The 16,827-nt window shown below is 59.8% G+C and carries 13 protein-coding genes; 2 read left to right on the top strand and 11 right to left on the bottom strand.

Features of this window, described 5'->3' with window-relative positions; translation table 11 throughout:
- From IF199_RS14750 to IF199_RS14715, 8 genes are all read right to left on the bottom strand, one after another.
- Complete coding sequence (locus tag IF199_RS14750) at window positions 1-1,350, bottom strand: HlyD family type I secretion periplasmic adaptor subunit (RefSeq protein WP_096820399.1); 1,350 nt, start codon at window positions 1,348-1,350, stop codon at window positions 1-3.
- Window positions 1,347-3,134, bottom strand: a complete 1,788-nt coding sequence (locus IF199_RS14745; protein ID WP_192560876.1) for a type I secretion system permease/ATPase — start codon at window positions 3,132-3,134, stop codon at window positions 1,347-1,349. The genes IF199_RS14750 and IF199_RS14745 overlap by 4 nt, the downstream gene beginning before the upstream one ends.
- Before the next feature lie 204 nt (window positions 3,135-3,338).
- Window positions 3,339-3,767 carry an AprI/Inh family metalloprotease inhibitor gene (locus IF199_RS14740; RefSeq protein ID WP_158243853.1) on the bottom strand — a complete coding sequence of 143 codons (429 nt, stop codon included), beginning with the start codon at window positions 3,765-3,767 and terminating at the stop codon, window positions 3,339-3,341.
- Window positions 3,768-3,860: 93 nt separating this feature from the next.
- Window positions 3,861-5,318: a serralysin family metalloprotease gene (locus tag IF199_RS14735; protein ID WP_096820397.1), complete on the bottom strand. Its 1,458-nt coding sequence runs from the start codon at window positions 5,316-5,318 to the stop codon at window positions 3,861-3,863.
- A 403-nt stretch (window positions 5,319-5,721) separates the two neighbouring features.
- On the bottom strand, window positions 5,722-6,807 hold the full coding sequence (locus IF199_RS14730) for a polyamine ABC transporter substrate-binding protein (RefSeq protein WP_102619846.1): 1,086 nt from the start codon (window positions 6,805-6,807) through the stop codon (window positions 5,722-5,724).
- Window positions 6,808-6,863: 56 nt separating this feature from the next.
- Window positions 6,864-7,208, bottom strand: coding sequence for a cupin domain-containing protein (locus IF199_RS14725; protein ID WP_192560875.1), 345 nt, complete (start codon window positions 7,206-7,208; stop codon window positions 6,864-6,866).
- 42 nt (window positions 7,209-7,250) lie between these two features.
- A complete protein-coding gene (locus tag IF199_RS14720; RefSeq protein WP_192560874.1) occupies window positions 7,251-8,657 on the bottom strand; it encodes an NAD(P)/FAD-dependent oxidoreductase in 1,407 nt (468 codons plus the stop codon).
- A gap of 51 nt (window positions 8,658-8,708) precedes the next feature.
- The gene (locus tag IF199_RS14715; protein ID WP_192560873.1) at window positions 8,709-9,524 is read right to left on the bottom strand and encodes a helix-turn-helix domain-containing protein; all 816 of its coding nucleotides are present in this window, start codon (window positions 9,522-9,524) and stop codon (window positions 8,709-8,711) included.
- Window positions 9,525-9,787: 263 nt separating this feature from the next.
- Between IF199_RS14715 and IF199_RS14710 the strand changes: the two genes are divergently transcribed.
- Window positions 9,788-10,060 carry a DUF1652 domain-containing protein gene (locus IF199_RS14710; protein WP_096820481.1) on the top strand — a complete coding sequence of 91 codons (273 nt, stop codon included), beginning with the start codon at window positions 9,788-9,790 and terminating at the stop codon, window positions 10,058-10,060.
- A gap of 57 nt (window positions 10,061-10,117) precedes the next feature.
- On the opposite strand, the gene IF199_RS14705 is transcribed toward IF199_RS14710, so the two are convergent.
- Window positions 10,118-12,592, bottom strand: a complete 2,475-nt coding sequence (locus IF199_RS14705; RefSeq protein ID WP_192560872.1) for a UvrD-helicase domain-containing protein — start codon at window positions 12,590-12,592, stop codon at window positions 10,118-10,120.
- Window positions 12,593-12,871: 279 nt separating this feature from the next.
- On the opposite strand from IF199_RS14705, the gene IF199_RS14700 reads away from it, so the two are divergent.
- Complete coding sequence (locus IF199_RS14700; RefSeq protein WP_085731268.1) at window positions 12,872-13,567, top strand: pirin family protein; 696 nt, start codon at window positions 12,872-12,874, stop codon at window positions 13,565-13,567.
- A 63-nt stretch (window positions 13,568-13,630) separates the two neighbouring features.
- Here the strand turns inward: IF199_RS14700 and pgm are convergent, their stop codons facing one another.
- The gene (gene pgm, locus IF199_RS14695) at window positions 13,631-15,277 is read right to left on the bottom strand and encodes a phosphoglucomutase (alpha-D-glucose-1,6-bisphosphate-dependent) (protein WP_096820391.1); all 1,647 of its coding nucleotides are present in this window, start codon (window positions 15,275-15,277) and stop codon (window positions 13,631-13,633) included.
- Window positions 15,278-15,386: 109 nt separating this feature from the next.
- Window positions 15,387-16,787, bottom strand: a complete 1,401-nt coding sequence (locus IF199_RS14690) for an aminotransferase-like domain-containing protein (RefSeq protein ID WP_192560871.1) — start codon at window positions 16,785-16,787, stop codon at window positions 15,387-15,389.
- Between the last annotated feature and the right edge of the window lie 40 nt (window positions 16,788-16,827).

Raw genomic sequence — 16,827 nt, 5'->3', positions numbered from 1 at the left:
TTATTCTTCAGTCAACGCGGAGCCGGCCCGGTCGAGCAGCGGTTTGAACAGGTAGTTGAGGAGTGAACGTTCGCCAGTGCGCACGAACATTTCCGCCGGCATGCCGGGCTTGATCACCAGGCCGTTGAGTTTCTCCATGGCCTGATCGCTGACGCTGCTGCGCAACACGTAATACGGCACGCCGGTTTTCTCATCGACCATCTGGTCGGCGGAAATCAGGCTGACTTCGCCGGGAACACGCGGTGTCTTGCTCTGGTTGAATGCGGTGAAGAGGATGTCTACCGGCAGGTGCGTGCCTACCTTGTCGATCAGGTTGATCGGCAGGTGCCCTTCCACCTCCAGGCGCGTGCCTTGCGGAACGATTTCCAGCAGGGTTTCGCCCTGACGGACCACGGCGCCTTCGGTGTGCACACCGAGGTTGACGGCCACGCCGTCCGACGTCGCCACGATCTCGCTGTGTTGCAGATCGAAACCGGCGGAGGTCAGTTGTTCGGACAGGGTGACGCTTTTCAGTTGCGCGTCGGCCAGTTGGGTGCGGACTTCCTTCTGGTATTCCTCGCCGTGCTGTTGCAGTTTCAGGCGCGATTCAAGAATGCCCTGCTCTACCCGGCCGCTTTCGCCGGTGTTCTCAGCCAGCTGCTGCTGCACTTGCGACAGTTGACGCTGATATTCCATCAAGCGGTTGCGCGGGATGTAGCCGTTGTCCGCCAGCGGTTGCAGATTGCTCAACTGCTGTTGCAGGGAGTCGGCCTGGGCGTTGAGATCGGTACGGGCGCGGCGCATGCCGGCCAGTTGCGAAGTGGCGCCTTCGATGCTGGCTCGCAGGGCGGCCTGCTCGCGGGAATACGCTTCGCGGCGGCTGCTGAACAGTTGGCGCTGACCTTCCAGCACCAGGGCCAGGCGCGGGTCCGCGTTGTCGCTCAGCTCTGCCGGAAACGTCACCTGCTTGAGGTTGTCGCGCTCGGCCTGCCAGCGCGCAAGGCTGGCCCAGGCCATGCGGTACTGCGCCTGCAGCGACTGCACATCGGCGGCGACCTGGGTCTGGTCGAGGCGGAACAACGGCTGACCCTGTTTCACGATCTCGCCTTCGCGCACCAGAATCCGGCTGACCACACCGCTGCTCATCGACTGCACGGCCTTGCGTTTACCGGAGACCACCACCGTGCCTTGCACCGGAATCCCTTGATCCAGCGGTGCCAGTGCGGCCCAGGCAAAGAAACTGCCAGCGCCGGCCAGTGCCAGAATCCAGCCCATGCGGGCGAAGAATTTAGCGTCGCGCTCAGGGCGTTCGGTGATGTACGCGTGTTCCATCGTTGCTTCGTTTTCAGTGTTCATGCTCGCGCTGCTCATACACCCGAATTCCTTGTCGTGGGCTGGTACTGCCGGCTCAAGCTGAGCCCGCCCGGTGCCTGCGCGGTTTTTTCAGTGGATTGTGGCTGTTGTTGCGCCTGGTTGCCGGACAACGCCTTGAGCACATCCTGGCTCGGGCCGAAGGCTTGCAGACGGCCATCGGCGAGTACCAGCAATTTGTCGGCCTGGGCCAGTACCGAAGAACGGTGCGTCACCAGCACCACCGTGGTGCCCTGCGCCTTGAGTTGCACGATGGCGCTGGACAATGCGGCTTCGCCGACGGTGTCGAGGTTGGAGTTCGGTTCATCCAGCACCACCAGACTCGGCGTGCCGTACAGCGCACGCGCCAGGGCCACCCGTTGTTTCTGGCCGCCGGACAGGCCGCTGCCGTCCTCGCCCAGTTGCGTGTCGTAGCCCTGCGGCATACGCAGGATCATTTCGTGTACGCCGGCCTGTTGCGCGGCGGCCACCACCTTCTGCGGGTCGGCCTCGCTGAAACGGGCGATGTTCTCGGCGATGGTGCCGCTGAACAATTCGATGTCCTGCGGCAGGTAGCCGATGTATGGGCCGAGATCATCGCGATTCCAGCGATGAATGTCGGCACCGTCCAGGCGAACCGTGCCACCGAGGGTTGGCCACACGCCGACCAGCACCCGCGCCAGTGTCGATTTACCGGAACCGGAAGCACCCAGTACGCCCAGTACTTCACCGGCCGCCAGATTGAAATTGACCATGTGCAAGGTCGCGGTACGTTGCCCGGGTGGGCCGGCGCTGACTTGTTCGAACGTGATCTGGCCTTTTGGCGGCGGCAGCGCCATGGCGTCGTCGCTCGGCGGATAAGCCTGCAGCAGGGAGTCGAGTCGGCGGTAAGCCAGCTTCGCCCCGCTCCACTGTTTCCATACGGCAATCAACTGGTCGATCGGGCTGAGCACGCGGCCCATCAGGATGGAACCGGCAATCATCATCCCGGCGGTCATGTCGCCCTTGATCACCAGCAAGGCACCCAGGCCCAGCACCAGCGATTGCAGGCACAGGCGCAAGGTCTTGCTCAGCGAGCTGATCACCGCGCCAGTGTCGCTGGCCTGGTTTTGCAGGCCGAGGAAGCGCGAATGCACCTGGAACCAGCGTTTGCGCAAGGAACCGAGCATGCCCATGGCCTGAATGGTTTCGGCGTTGTGCAGGTGGCTGGTGGCCAGTTGGCTGGATTTTTGCGAGTAACCGGCGGCTTCGCCCAGCGGCTTCTTGGTCATGTATTCGTTGAGGCACGCCAGGGCGATCAGCAGCAGCGCACCGGCGGTGGCGAGGACGCCGAGCCAGACGTTGAACAGATAAATCACAAACAGATAGACCGGAAACCACGGCGCATCGAAGAACGCGAACAGCGCAGGCCCGGTGACGAACTGGCGAATGTGGGTCAGGTCGCCCAGGGACTGGCCGGCATTGCCCTCGCCCTTGAACAGGTTGCGCTCGAACGCGGCCTGATAGACCCGCAGATTGAAGCGGCGCTCCAACTGGCTGCCGATGCGGATCACGATGAAGCTGCGCACCACTTCCAGCAGGCCGATGAACGCGAAGAATCCCACGACCATCAGCGACAGCATCGCCAGCGTGGTTTCGTTTTGCGAAGACAGCACCCGGTCATAGACCTGAAGCATATAAATAGAGGGCACCAGCATCAGCACGTTAATCAGTGCGGTAAAGCATCCGACGCTGATCAGAATGCTTTTATAGTCACCCAATGCCTTGAATAAGGGAGCGGTGGCTGGGGCCTTCGCCATCTTCATTGATTATTCCTGAAATGATATTCCCCGCCGTGCTTGGCGAGACTTCAATTAATAGCCCGCACACGGGGCGGGACATACACCGACAGTGTCCGCTTACACTTCGATAACAACTTTCGCGATTAAAACCGGCGTCCGTGTTATTGAAGAGAGCCTTATAACTGTCACGGGGTGCCTTATATTTAAACTGTGAGTCGGTTCCGGCGATCAGGGCTGTTTGGCAGCTCGCTCAAGTGTAATCACCAGGCCTGACTTCAAAGTGCTCAGATAAAGCCCATCACGTTGTCGGCTGAAAAACTGGATTCTTGAGCCTTCCTTGCCGGTGATCGAAAGACCGTCCGGATCGGGAAACCAGCCGATGGCGCTGTCCTGCAGCCATGCGCTCAGGCAGTCGGCGCCTTTGCCCAGTGTCTGGTTGGCTTCAAGGTCGATCAGGCAGGTGTTCGACGGTTTGTCCTGCAAAGCCTGGGCTTCGGGAGCGTCGTTGCGGTCGCTCAGGGTCGCTTGCCACTGTCCGGCAAATACCGATGGGTCTTCGAGTCTCAGGCTGCTTGCCATAGTTGTTTCTCCAGAAATCATCATCAGCACCGGCAACAGGTACGCCGCCGCTTTGCGGGTAAAAGCGAATTGGATCATAGGAAATTTCACTCCGACGCGTAGCCTTGCTTACCAGCCAAAGCGATGCAAGTGAAGAAAGCGGCGCATCACGCGCCGCTTTCCCGGTTCACATCACGCCACGATGTCGCTGAGCGCTGCCTGGCCAACGGTGCTGACCTGGAAATCAGCCACGCCGTGCCCGGAGAAGTCCACCGAGAGCAGGCTGTTGCCGCCCGAGGAAGTCAGGACTGCATCGCCCGCCGCACCGGTGAAGGCGCTGACGAAGTGCAGGCCTGCGCCTTTGGTGATACCGGTCAGGTCGATTTTGTCGAGACCGCTGACAAAGTCGAGGATCTGATCGATCGCACCCGGCTTGGAGTCGGAACTGGCTGCGAACACGAAAGTGTCCGAACCCGAGCCGCCCCACAGCTTGTCGGCGCCACCGCCGCCCCAGATGATGTCGTTGCCGGCACCGCCCTTGAGTTCGTTGGCTGCGCTGTTACCGATGATCAGGTCGTTGCCCGAGCCACCGATGGCGTTCTCGATGGTGACGCCCTTGGCGATGGACACGTTGCCCACCAGGCCGCCAACGTCGGAGAACGAGGCTTCATTGAGGTTGATCTTCTGGTTCTGGGTGAAACCCGAGAAGTCGAAGGTGTCCTTGCCGCCCGCATCCCACACCGAGAACACCAGCTTGTCCGACGAAGAGGACGCGCTGAGGAAATCGCGACCGGCGTTGGAGTTGAAGCCGTAGGTGGTGTCACCGGTACGGGTGGTCAGGTTGGCGCCGTAGAGCTTCTGGATCGCGGCAATGTCGTCCATCAGCGGGCCGGAGGCATAAGCTTCCACACCACCCTTGCTGAAGTTCTGGCTGGTGTTGCTTTCACTCCAGTAACTCATGAGGCTGTAGCCGCGGGTGTCTTGCCCGTAGGTCGCGTCATTGTAGGTCGGGTTGCCGGTCCCGGCGTTGTAGTCGCCAGGGTGAGACAGGCCCAGGGTGTGGCCAATTTCGTGGGTCAGGGTCTGACGCCCGTAGTTGTTCAGGCCCGGGGTTTTGTTGACGTCGTACCCACTGCCGGTCAGGTACCAGGACTGACCGTCATAGCCTGGCTCGGTGCCTGGCAGGAAAGCAAACGCCGCCGCGCCTTCCTGGCCGCCACTGTAGTTACCGAAGGTCATGTGGCCGTCGCCACCTCTGGCTGCTTCGGTAAAGGTCACGTTGGCGACATCGGCCCAGGATTGCATGGCGAGCACGGCCTGGGTTTTCTGCAGGGCGCTGAACTGACTGAAACCGGTGACTCCCAGGCCGCTGAAGTTGGCGGTTTTGGACGTCAGAAAGGTATAGGTCAGTTCGATCTTGCCGCTGCCGTCGAGGTCGTGCCAGGAGGCACCGTCTCGCAACAGTTGGGTAGCGGCTTGATCCACCGAGAAGGAGGGTTTGCCATTGACCGTGAGGTTGCCGCCACGATCGTACTGATGGCTGAAGCTATTGATCTGGTTGAACGCCGAGCTTGGCGCGGCCAGTGGTGCCGCGTTCAGCTGGAAAGCCTGTTCGGCGGTATCAATAGCATTAGCTTTTACTTTCGACATAAACACACTTCCTTGTTTAGCAATGGAACAGTTTTTGTCCGATAGCGACAACCTCTGGCGAGATTGTCCTATCACTCGCCCAATGAAGGCGTTAGAAACCTGACACAATTTGAAATCTAACGTCTAGCGTTTTTTTGAGATCAAATTGAACTATTCCGGGAAAGTCCCGTAAACAAAGCGCGTGCGGCGGGAAGAATGTTGTAAGTGTGGTGAGTTTGCCTAATTGTCTGACGATTTCTTATTTAAATATTAAATATCGGTAAGTTACTTTTTGTTAGACGCGTCTCACTTTCCTGCACTTTATTAGTGCGGTGCCAGCGAAGTGATATCAACCAAATAAACACAAGTTGCAGGCGTCATATACCGCTGCCGGAGCGGAGGAAAACCCGCTCCGGCAGATTTTTCAGCTGCCGGTACGGATCTTGTTCCAGACGCGAGTGCGGATCCGGTCAATGTTCAGCGGCATGGCTTCCAGCGCGAACAATTTGCCCATCATTTCCGGGCTCGGATACACCTTGGTGTCGTTCTTGATGGCGGGGTCGATCAGACTGTCGGCCTGTTCGTTGCCGTTGGCGTAGTGCACGTAGTTGCTGATGCCGGCCATGACGTCGGGCTGCAGCAAGTAGTTCATGAAGGCGTAACCGGCCTTGGCGTCTGGCGCATCGGCGGGCATGGCGACCATGTCGAACCAGATGGCGGCGCCCTCCTTGGGAATCGCATAACCGATATCGACGCCGTTCTTGGCTTCCTTGGCGCGGTTCTCCGCTTGCAGGATGTCCCCGGAGAAGCCGACCGCCACGCAGATATCGCCATTGGCCAGGTCGCTGGTGTACTTCGAAGAGTGGAAGTAGCTGACGTACGGCCGCACTTTCATCAGCAGGGCTTCGGCCTTTTTATAGTCTTCGGGATTCTTGCTGTGATGCGGCAAACCCAGGTAGTTGAGCGCCGCCGGCAGCAATTCCGGGCCGTTGTCGAGGATCGCCACGCCGCACTTCTGCAGTTTTTCCATGTTTTCGGGCTTGAAGATCAGGTCCCAGGAATCCACCGGCGCGTTATCGCCCAGCACAGCCTTGACCTTGGCGATGTTGTAGCCGATGCCGGTGCTGCCCCACAGGTACGGGAAGCCGTGTTCGTTGCCCGGATCGTTCGTCTGCAAGGCCTTAAGCAATACCGGGTTGAGATTCTTCCAGTTCGGCAACTGGCTCTTGTCGAGCTTCATCAGCGCGCCGCCCTGAATCTGCCGGGCCATGAAATGGTTGGACGGAAACACCACGTCGTAACCGGATTTGCCGGTCATCAACTTGCCGTCGAGGGTTTCGTTGCTGTCGTAGACGTCGTAGGTGATGCCGAGACCAGTGGCCTTTTCGAAGTTTTTCGCGGTATCCGGCGCGATGTAGTCGGACCAGTTGTAGACCTTGACCGTTTCCGCTGCCTGAGCAAGGGAAGCGGCGAGCATCAAGGGGGCGAGAGCGAGGGTCTTTCGGATCATGGATCGATTCCTGTATTGGCTATTGTTGTTGGCAGGCAATCAAAAGGATCAAAGCGTCAGAAAATCAGGACGTAGGTCTTGCGCACGGTCTCCTGGATATCCCAGATGCCGAGTGTGTTGGCCGGCAACATCAGTGCGTCGCCACCTTGTATGTGCAGGATTTCGCCGCCGCCGTCCGGGGTGAACGTGCAGCGCCCGGAAATGAAGTGGCAGAACTCCTGTGCGGTGATCTGCCGCCGCCAGCGCCCGGGCGTGCATTCCCAGACGCCGGTTTCAACGCCGTCGTCGCGCTCCACACTGGTGGTCGACGCAATGGCCACTGGTGTGCCGAGCGGCACGGCCACCGGATTGGATTCGTCCAGTGGCAGCGTGGCGGTGTTCTTGAATTGAGTGATGCTCATGGCGTTTCCTGTCTTAACGGCTTTCTTGGAGTAAGGCGATTTTCAGTGCATGAAACCTTCCATGAACCCGGCCACCCGACTGGCAAGCTTGCGCCGCCAGGGCGCGGTCGCCGGGTTGGCCAGGGTCTGGTCTTCGTGGACGAAGCTTTTGATGATCGCGTTGTAGCCGAGCCAGCGGCACGGTTCCGGCTCCCACGCCCGCAGCGCATGGATCCCGCCGTCCGGCAGCACCCAGGGCTGGTGAACCAGTTCGGTATCGCGCTCGAGAATCAGGTCAGCCAGGGTGCGACCGCCCAGGTTGGAAGCGCCCACGCCCTCCCCGCCATATCCGCCGGCCAACGCAATGCTGTTGGCCCGGTCGCAGAGCATGTGCGGTTTGAAATGCCGGGACATGCCGAGGTTGCCGCCCCAGGCGTGGGTGATCGCGGTGTTTTTCAATTGCGGGAACAGTTCGCCAAACAGATAGCGCCGCAGCTCCACTTCGTCACGGGTCAGATCAAAGTTGTGCCGTAACTGGCCAGCGAACTGATAGCCGCCACGGGCACCGAAAATCAGCCGATTGTCGGCGCTGCGCTGGCCGTAGGTGACCTGACGGCTGAATTCACTGAAGGCCTGGCCACGATTGAGGCCGATTTCGTCCCAGGTCGCGGCCGACAACGGTTCGGTGGCGACAATCAGGCTCTGCACCGGTAATTGATAACGCCCCAGCGGCGGCAATGTCACCGAATAGCCTTCGATGGCTGGAACGATCCAGCGACTGCGCACGCTGGCCTTGTCGGTGCGCAGGCTGCCCGCCTGCCAATGGGTCACCGGGCTGTTCTCGTAGATCTTCACGCCCATGCCCTGAACGGTACGGGCCAGGCCGCGCACCAGTTTTGCCGGCTGAATGGTCGCCACGTGGGGGGCAAAAATCCCGCCGTAAGGCTTGGCGACGCGAATCTGCTGGGCCAGTTGTTCAGGGTTGAGCCAGCGATAATCGTCGTCGGTCAGGCCCTGGGCATGCAGCTTGTTCAGATAGTCGCGCAGGCTGGCTTCCTGTTCCGGATAGCGCGCGGCGCAGTAAAGCACCCCGCCCTTGCGGTAATCGCAGTCGATGCCTTCGCGCTCGAGCACGACTTCCACTTCATCAGGAATGCTGTGCAGCAGATCGAATGAGGCGCGGCGTTGTTGTGGTGACAGGCCTGCCAGCAGGCGATCTTCGCCCAGCAGATTGCCCATCAGCCAGCCGCCATTGCGGCCGGACGCACCGAAACCGGCGGTTTGTGCCTCGATGATGGCAATGTCCAGACCCGGCGCGTGTTTCTTCAGGTAGTACGCCGTCCAAAGCCCGGTGTAACCGGCGCCGATGATTGCCACGTCGACGTCAAGGTCTTGTTCCAGCGCCGGGCGCGCGGTGAGCGGCTCGTCGAGTTGGTCCATCCACAAACTGATAGTGCGCCACGCCGGCATGCAAGACTCCGCCAATCCAGGTTTCGATGGCGTCGATCCTAGTGGCTGACCTCAGTGACTGTCTTGCGCGCGTGTCCGCAAAGAAATTTGCTTGGCGTAGGCCTTGGGCGACTGGCCAGTGTGCTGGCGAAAACAGCTATAGAAAGCCGATAGCGAGTTGAACCCGGCGGCAAACGCCAGCTCATCGATGCGCAGTGGCGGCGTGGCGTTGTCCAGCGATTGCAGCAAATGCTGGAGCCGCGCCTGATTGACGTAGCGATAGAAACTTTGCCCCAGCACCTGGTTCAGCAGATAGGAAATCTGGTTGCGGCTGTAACCGCACTCCTTCGCCACCCGCTGCAGATCCAGTTCGGGATCGAGGTACGGCTGCTGACGCTGGAAATACTGCTGCAGGTCTTCGGCCATGAAACTCAACTGGCGTGGCGACAGGCCCAGTCGGCTCGCCGCCGGACGCTGACTCGGTGCCGCAGCACTGGAGCCCTGCTCACGCACCAGTGATGCGTATTCATTGACCCGCCAGATTTTCGCATCCTTGACGGTAATCGCTTCGCTGGAACGGAACGACACCAGGCCATTGCCGCCGCGCAGTGTCACTTCGTATTGAATGAACGCAGTGTTGCCGTCAATGCGGATCCGGTCGCAATGCTCCAGCGCTTCGTCGAATTCACGGGGCATGCTGACGCGAACGTACTCGCGCAGTTCGTCGAGGCCGAGCACGCGGTTCTGGAAGAAGTCGTTGTACTGGATGTCCGGATGGTAAAGCGCCATGACGCCATCCAGGTCCCGGTGTTTCCAGCTCAGGTGATAGCGCATGACCGTTTCGGCCGTGGCCTGGGTCTGTTGCGGGCCGTCATCATCGGCGTGCATAGGGGACTCTTGGAAAAAGAACCGAGCTTGCCCAACTTCGGGCGCGGCATCAACCAGCCGGTGGTGATGGCACTTTGGCAAGGTTTTCGTCGACCATGACTTACATCAAAAAAATCCCTGCAATCGCCAAATGGCCTGAAAATTCTCACAGGTTTTTCACATCCAGATGCTACTTTTAAGGGCAGTCACCGGTTGAGCCAATGAAGGCTCTTCCCTCCTACCATGAGCAAACGGAAGCGCTCGATGAAGAAGGCGGGCAACACATGAATAAAGGGTCAAGCAAGGTTACGTTCCCCAATGCCTGCCAGCTGATGCGCTGGCATTTTCATCCCATGGGTTTCGAGGCCACGATGGACGCGCCGGGCAGCATGATCGCCCGCCTGTTCGACCGGGCCAGCGGCGAAACCCTGATCGCCATTGCCGGCATTCCCTGTGCCACGGTCATGAATGCGGCGGATGTGGAACGAATAATCGAAGCCGTGGAGGATGAGCTGGAAGCGTTTGTTCCTCCGGAATCTCTCAGGAGTTACGCCTAAGTTATTGATCTTAATTAAAAAGCCCGCTGTTTGCGGGCTTTTTTGTGGGCGTTCGCTTCAGGCGGTTTTCTTTTCCGGCCGGTGATCGACGAAGAACGGCTTGCCCTTGGCGACCCGATCGGAGGCGCGCGGCATGTTCACTGCCTGGGCGTCCTGCGGTTCGACGTACCAGTAACAATGACTCACCGCCCGGGTGATGCCGACATAAGCCAGGCGCAGGATTTCGTCCTTCTGCGCGGTGTCGTAAGGCTCGTTGTCGCCGGCCTTGCCCAGCCCGGCCATGCGGTAGACCTGATTTTTATACGGCGAACTGGTCAGATGCTGACAGTCACCGAGCAAGAACACCGCATCGGCCTGCAAGCCTTTGGCGCTGTGATAGGTCAGCTGCTTCAAGCGTCGGGACTCGTATGGCAAGCTCGAATCAACATTAACTACTGACTGAATATGCTGCTCTATCAATGACTTATCGCTGCTTTTTCGATAAAGCATCAGGATTGAATCGCCGTTTCTGTAGTGCTCCGCCAGGCGCTGGCCGAGTGCTTGATCGTCGCGCTCCAGTACGTTGACCGGTTGCAGCGGCTTCTCCTCGCCGCTGGCCTTGGCTTTCTTGCCGGGAATCGCCGGCGCCGCACGGACGATGTGCTCTGCCGCGTCGATGATGTGCTGATGGCTGCGATAGTTGTCGCTGAGCATCACCCGCGTGGTGCTCGGCGATGAAAACTCCTTGTTGAACTCCATGAAGTAACTCGGCGAACTGCCGCGCCAGCCGTAGATCGACTGCCAGTCATCCCCCACGCACAGCAAGGAAGAACGTTGCGCCCCGCGCCCGACGTGCATGGCCGGGCCACGGCTGCGGATTTCCGCAAGGCTGGCGCGAATCCACGACACGATCTGCGGCGACACGTCCTGGAATTCATCGATCATCAGATGCGACATGGGCCGCAGCAGTTCATCGCTGAGCAGTTTGAGGTTTTCCGGCGAGTGCTCGCTGAACAGCGCGAACATGCGGTTGTAGGTCATGACCGGTGGTTTCTGATCGAGCAAATGATCTTCCAGCGCGCGCCAGAACAGGCTCAGCGCCTCGAAGAAAAACCGGTCCGGATCATCCTTGGCGAAACTCATGCGGCCAACAGCGTCCGGTACATCCAGGCCCAGGTTTTCGATAAAGCCGGCGGCGGCGACAAAACAGTCCAGCAACGGCGCGGATGCGAGCTCGCCTTTGACCTTGTAGTCGAAGCCCGGGCCGGCACTGGCATCACCTGCCAATGTGGCCAGGATGCGCTTTGACGATTCGTAACTATCTATCAAAATCAATGGCTTACGGCAGAAAGCTTGAAACAGGGTGCGCTTGACTGCCCACTCTGCACGGACTGTCAGCTTGGCGTTTGGGCGGCAGACTTGCGGATTTTCGCGCGGATCGAAGCCCAAAATGACCCAGGCATCGAGGCTTGGAATGTAGCCATGACAGTGGAAGTTCGCACCGTTGATCTCGAAGGTCTGGCGGTTCGGCTCGACACCCTTGATCGGCCAGGCACCGGCGCGGAACCACAAGTCTTCGATCACGTCACACAGTTCTTCGTCGCGCTTGGCGGCCAGTTCGGTCACCGCCATGCGCTTTTGCACGTCCGGGTGATCGCGTTCCAGCTCCTTGAGCTGCAAGGCATACCGGGACAGTGGCTGGATCAATTGCCGGAAACGCTCGTCCTCGGTGTAGAGACGGTGATAGCAGGCGTTGAGCTGCTGACGCTGGGCGTCGTTGATCCGCAGATCAAACGGGTTGCTGTCGACGTCATCGTCCCCGCCCTGCGGCCGGTGGCTGAGGTTTTCAAAAGCCTGCAAACGCTCGAACCCCGGCAGGCTGCGAACCATCGGCAGAATTCGTGAATGGAAGGTGCGCACCAGATCCCGAGCGGTTTTGTGGCTCAGGGATTGCCCCCAGAGGGCAAACAGCTCAATCAGTTTGTTGATGAAGTCCTTGCGCGATTCACGGGTGAAGGTCACCACGGTCATCGAATCCAGCTCAAAGCCCAGATAATGCGTCAGCAGCAGAATGCGCAGCACCAGCGTGGTCGATTTGCCAGCACCCGCTCCGGCGATCACCGACGTTGACGGCGTATCACTGAAAATCATCTTCCACTGTGCAACGCTTGGCTGGGCGTGGGCCGGTAGCAAGCGGGCGACGTCAGCCTTCATGCGCTTCTTCAGCTCGGCCGTCAGTGGCAGACGCCAGTCATCGAACAGGTGGTTGTCGATGCTCGGCGCGCGATGCTCGGTGCTGCGACTGTCGCGGATCAACAACACCTGACGGCCCTCTTCCAGGCCGTCAGCCTTGCCTTCCTTGTAACCGTAATCGACCCCGGCGGTGTGACCGCTGCGAAAGCCATCGGCCTGGCCGTGCAGCCACGAAGCCCGATGCTGGGCGCGCAGTTGCGTCAGGCCGTGCCCCAGGAAACGCGCCGCCAGGCGTTTGAACCACGGCATCTCGGCCAGGGGACGAAGTTCGGGAGGAAGATCGGGGGTGTGTTGCGCCACGCTGACGGACTCCAGGAGGTGAGGCTGTTGGGGGCTATGGTGTCTGCATTTGCCCTTGAGTTCTAGCGAAATGCTTACAGGTCATCGAGTTAGGCGATGAACTGAAGGCTGCGTGAGAGCGTTTCGAGCTTTATAACATCAATCAATTCGATGGGAATGCAGCACTTTTTACGCTTTTTCTCGATTGTTGGCTGATAGATGATGCTCGCCATCAATCACCGGTCTCGCTTCGTGGCTGCGGCCGAAACGCCCCATGACGAACCTTTTGAGGAGAAGATCATGCTTGAACTCAGACCCTTCAGCTCGCTGGGCGGCGCCCATCACGGCTGGTTGGATGCCCATCACCATTTTTCGTTCGCCGAGTACTACGATCCGCAGCGCATGAGCTGGGGCAATCTGCGGGTGTGGAACGACGACATCATCGCCCCGGGAACCGGTTTCCCCACTCACCCGCACCGGGACATGGAAATCATCACTTACGTGCGTGAAGGTGCGATCACCCACCAGGACAACCTGGGCAACAAGGGCCGCACTGAAGCCGGCGACGTTCAGGTGATGAGCGCCGGCACCGGGATCGCCCACAGCGAATACAACCTGGAAGCGACCGCTACCAAGATCTTTCAGATCTGGATCATGCCGACCGAAACCGGTGCACCGCCTTCGTGGGGTGCCAAACCGTTTCCCAAAGGCGAGCGCGAAGGTTTTGTGACCCTCGCCAGCGGCAAGGTCGGTGACGATGAAAGCCTGCGCATTCGCGCCGATGCCCGGTTGGTGGCAGCCACGATCAAGGCCGGGGAAACCGCCGAGTATCGCCTCGATGCCGGACGTCGCGCCTACCTCGTACCGGCCACCGGCGTGATTGAAGTCAACGGCTTGCGTGCGCAAGCTCGAGACGGTGTCGCGGTGAGTCATGAGCCGGTGCTGACCGTCACAGCCATTGAAGACAGTGAAATCGTGTTGGTGGATCTGGCCTGATCGGCTGAATGGCGGGCAAAAAAAGGGCGACCTCTGAGGTCGCCCTTTTTTATTCAGCGCGGATTACTTCGTGGAAATTGCACCATCCACCAGGGTTTGCGCTTCGGCCACCAGTTGCTTGAGGTGGTCGTCACCGATGAAGCTTTCGGCGTAGATCTTGTAGATGTCTTCGGTGCCCGAAGGACGCGCGGCGAACCAGCCGTTCTCGGTCATCACTTTCAGGCCGCCGATGGCCTGATCGTTGCCCGGCGCCTTGCTGAGAATGCTCTGGATCTTCTCGCCCGCCAGCTCGGTCGAGGTGACTTGCTCCGGCGACAACTTGCTCAGCAGCGCTTTCTGCTCAGGGTTGGCCTTGGCGTCGACACGCACCGAGAACGGCTCGCCCAGTTCATCGGTCAGTGCGCGGTAGGCCTGGCTTGGGTCGCGGCCGGTACGGGCAGTCATTTCAGCAGCCAACAGGGCCGGGATCAGGCCGTCCTTGTCGGTGCACCAGACGCCGCCGTCCTTGCGCAGGAACGATGCGCCGGCGCTTTCTTCGCCGCCGAAACCCAGCGAGCCGTCGAACAGACCGTCGGCGAACCACTTGAAGCCGACCGGCACTTCGTACAGGCGACGGCCCAGACGCTTGGCCACGCGATCGATCAGGCCACTGCTGACCACGGTTTTACCCACGGCCGCGTCGGCGCGCCATTGCGGACGGTTCTGGAACAAGTAGTCGATCGACACGGCCAGATAGTTGTTCGGTGCCAACAGGCCGCCGGACGGGGTAACGATACCGTGACGGTCGTGATCCGGATCGCAGGCGAACGCGACGTCGAAGCGCTCCTTGAGACCGATCAGGCCTTGCATGGCGTGGCTGGACGATGGGTCCATGCGGATCTGGCCATCCCAGTCGACGGTCATGAAACGGAACGTCGAATCGACTTCCTTGTTCACTACATCGAGATCCAGACGATAGTGCTCGGCAATGGCCGACCAGTAACGCACCCCTGCTCCACCCAGCGGATCGACACCCAGACGCAGTTTGGCACCGCGGATGGCGTCGAAATCAATGACGTTGATCAGGTCGGCAACGTAGGTATTCACGTAATCGTGACGATGCGTGGTGGCGGCTTTCAACGCCTGTTCGTAACCGATGCGTTTAACGCCTGCCAGTTTGTTGGCCAGCAGCTCGTTGGCCTTGGCTTCGATCCACTTGGTGATGTGGGTGTCGGCCGGGCCACCGTTGGTTGGGTTGTATTTGTAGCCACCGCTTTGTGGCGGGTTGTGCGACGGCGTGATGACGATGCCGTCAGCGAGGCCGGTGGTGCGGCCGCGGTTGTAGCAAAGAATGGCGTGGGACACTGCCGGTGTCGGGGTGTACTCATCGCCTTCGGCGATCATCACAGTCACACCGTTGGCTGCCAGCACTTCCAGGGCGCTGGCCCCGGCCGGCGTCGACAGCGCGTGGGTATCGATGCCGACAAACAGCGGACCGGTGATGCCCTGGGCTTCGCGGTACAGGCAGATCGCCTGGCTGATGGCCAGAACGTGCCACTCGTTGAAACTCAAGTCGAAGGAGCTGCCACGATGCCCGGAAGTACCAAACGCCACACGCTGGGTGGAAATCGAGGCATCGGGTTGGCCGGTGTAATACGCCGTTACCAGTCGCGGGATGTCGACCAACAACTCTGCCGGTGCCGGTTTGCCCGCAAAAGGACTGAGTGTCATGCAAAACCTCTGAAATAGAGTGGTTCAGGAAATTACAGCGGAGTTTACTGGCAGTTTGACCGTAGTGCGATGGGATCTATCCAGTGCATCCCCGATGTTTTTTAACAGCTCAATCATCGGGGGCCAGTCGCAAGGCATCGCCAAGCAAACCGACGACGCCTGCCAGCTCCAGCCCGCTGCTGCCTATCGCGCTCAGACGCATGTGTTGCCCATGCATGCCTTGGGTACTGAACAGCTCTCCCGGCGCGATCAACACATGTTGCTTGAGCAGCCGTTGAAACACCGTGCCCATCGCCACCCGACGCGATGAACGCACCCAGACCGTCGCACCGCCCTGCGGCTCGGCGATGTGCAGTGCATCGCCCAGTCCTTCGCGCAGCAGCTCGATCAACTGTGTACGACGCTCCTTGAGCAGACGCTTGAGCACCGGCAGATGTTGATCGACACGACCGCTGGCATACAGTCGGGCAATGGCTTTCTGGCGAATCGGCGACAAGCGAAACGAACGCAGCAGAAAGTGCCGTTGCAGGTCGTTGCGCCATTGGCGAGCGAGCACATAGCCGTAGGGCGCTTCGACACCGATGACCTTTTCGAACGTGGAAAACACCAATAGGCGATCGGGGTCCAGCAAGTCCCGCAGAGGTCGACTTGCGCAGTCATCGCCCAATTCACTGTAACTGTCGTTTTCCAGCACCCAGGTACCGTGGAGCCTGAGCAGGCGCGCGATGGCTTCGCGATTATCGGCGGGCGCCAGGCTGCCATGGGGCATGTTCAATTGCGACGACATCAGGATCAGCCGTACCGGTTCGGTTTCCAGTAACGAGGCCAGATGCTGTGGATCGAACCCTCCGCCGGGCTGTACCGACAGCTCGATGACCCGCACGTCGGCAGACTGAAGCAAGCGCAATATCACCCAGTCGCAGGGGGACTCGACCACCACGGTCGTGTTACGCAGCTCAAGGACCGCGATCAGGATTTCCAGCACCCCTCTTACATCGGCGCCTATATAGACATCCTCGGCATGCCAGCAATGAGTGGGTGATGAGGTATAGCGAGCGGCCAGCAGCGTGCGCAACTCCAGCTCGCCACAAGGCTGGGCCGGTGCCTGCGACTGTCGGGGATATTGGCGCATGAGCTCCCGCTCAAGCATCAGCAACGGGCTGTCCAGGGGTTGAATCGAAGCCGGATCGTCGGCACTCAATACGCGCATGCCGAGACATCTGGCGTTGACGTAGACGGTTTCCAGCAGGTCATTGCCTCGCCCGGGCGGCATGACGGTGGATGCCGGCTGTGCGAAATACCCGGACTTGGCCACGGAGTAGACCCGGCCTTCTCGTTCAAGCAGTGCGTAGGCGTACTGAATGGTCGATATCGACACGTTCAACCGTTCGGCCAGTTGCCTTAACGAGGGCAGTCGAACCGCCCCTTCGCCGCCTGGCCCTTCGATCAGTTGGGTGAGATAGCGATAGACCGCCTGATAGGCAAAATCGTTTTCACGCGAGGCATTCATGAACCGGCGTCCGCAGGCATTCTCTGGTGACCGGTCGCTA

Source organism: Pseudomonas allokribbensis, from assembly GCF_014863605.1.
Classification (GTDB): domain Bacteria; phylum Pseudomonadota; class Gammaproteobacteria; order Pseudomonadales; family Pseudomonadaceae; genus Aquipseudomonas; species Aquipseudomonas allokribbensis.
This window is presented reverse-complemented; position numbering and strand designations above follow the sequence as displayed.